Here is a 1,470-nt window from a genome sequence, read left to right on the forward strand (position 1 = left end):
ATGGCTGTCACTCCGACAATGATAGTCAATGCGCTAACAGCCATGTCTTTCCAACCCTTATCTGATCGAGCCAAGGCTTCAAAACGGACCTTGTCTCGCTCCTGAGCTGCTTGTACACGCTCAACGCGACTCTCCATCTGCTGGGTCGCCTGTTTGTAGGCTATCGCAAAGCGTTGAACAGACTTGAGTTTGGCAAAATCTCCTGACTGATAAGTCCCTACAGTTCGTGTCTTACCTGCATGTTCTGTTATCAAGGCCTTGGTCGCAGCTAGAAGTTCCTTAAAGGCGACCAAATCTTGACTCGCATGGTTACTCTCGTACTGAGTGATGGAGGTATCCAAGTTCTTGAGCTGGTTCATGAGGAAGTTATAGTTCATGACTGTACTGGTATGACTGCTTCCTTCGTAGCTCACCAAGTCTGAAATCTTGTCCTTGGTCGTGTTCAAGACCTCAATCTCACTCTTCAAATCGTCCCGTGAGCTCTTTAAAGCACTATGAAGGTTTGTAAATACCTTACTTGGAAGCTTTGTATGAAGATCACCATCAATCTGGTAGTAACCATCCTTGTACAGCAGGAGGTTAGTTGAGTAGTCATTCATCAGGTTGACCAGAGTCTGAAGAAGAGTCCCATGCACCTCTACTAGGTAACGGCGCATACTCGAGATGGCCTGACCTTGGAGATTCTCACTTAATGTAAAAACAGGAACTTGCCTATAACTAAAAGTGAATAAACAAGTTCCTTACAAGCTATTTTAATGGCGATAAAGCATCAAAAAATTACTTTTCAATAGAATTTAAAAAGTTATCAATGGCTTGGCCTTCTAAACTTTTTACTTTAACTCCCTGATCTTTAAAGATTCCTAAAGGTGTTTCGATTATTTTTAAGACTTCAATGTCTTTTCGGCTAATCTCTTTTGCCCATTCTAACTTATTTATCTGCTTGAATCCCAACTCATCCTTTATTTGATTTTGGTTGACGCTTGGTTTTATTTCAAACCAATCTTTCTCAATATTCCTTCGAATCATCCCGCTACTAACATAAAAAGAATGTCCCTTATATTGAATTTCATAATGAATACTGTACAGATAGTCTAGCTCCTCCATCTTGACTTTTTTAGAAAAGAAATCATCAAATTCCTCTCCCCAAGAATCTATATAATTGCTAAACCCTCCATCTTTTGTGTCACTAGTTAGAACAATCCAATCATTATTACTAAGACCTTTTGATACATTATATTTTTTGCCCCGGTAAATTGCAATCATTATTCACTCCTATTTTATTAGTTTCCAACCTTTATTTTCTATATATTTATATTGTCTTATAGGATTTCCGCTTTTGCTTTCAAAAATTGTTATTAAATCTCCATCCATAAAATTTCGTTCTTCCATTAACTTATACTCCGGTAATATGATATTCTTAGAACCTGTAAAACCTCGACCTGTAAAAGGATAACTTGCATTATCAAGTTC

Annotated in this window: 3 protein-coding genes; all 3 read right to left on the bottom strand. The window is 38.1% G+C overall.

Going from position 1 to position 1,470, the window contains the following annotated elements; genetic code table 11:
• Nucleotides 1-656: LXG domain-containing protein (locus KUA57_RS09420; RefSeq protein WP_218494151.1), on the bottom strand; the 656-nt coding region annotated here is incomplete at its 3' end.
• 121 nt (nucleotides 657-777) lie between these two features.
• The gene (locus KUA57_RS09425; RefSeq protein WP_125448219.1) at nucleotides 778-1,263 is read right to left on the bottom strand and encodes a hypothetical protein; all 486 of its coding nucleotides are present in this window, start codon (nucleotides 1,261-1,263) and stop codon (nucleotides 778-780) included.
• Between the two features lie 9 nt (nucleotides 1,264-1,272).
• Nucleotides 1,273-1,470 (bottom strand): hypothetical protein (locus KUA57_RS09430; RefSeq protein ID WP_218494152.1); only part of this gene is annotated, 198 nt, incomplete at its 5' end.

It is taken from the genome of Streptococcus vulneris (assembly GCF_019218685.1).
Taxonomy (GTDB): domain Bacteria; phylum Bacillota; class Bacilli; order Lactobacillales; family Streptococcaceae; genus Streptococcus; species Streptococcus vulneris.

Coding starts and splice junctions, on each gene's coding strand:
- KUA57_RS09425 (WP_125448219.1), bottom strand. CDS start 1,263: ATGATTGCAATTTACCGGGGCAAAAAATATAATGTATCAAAAGGTCTT.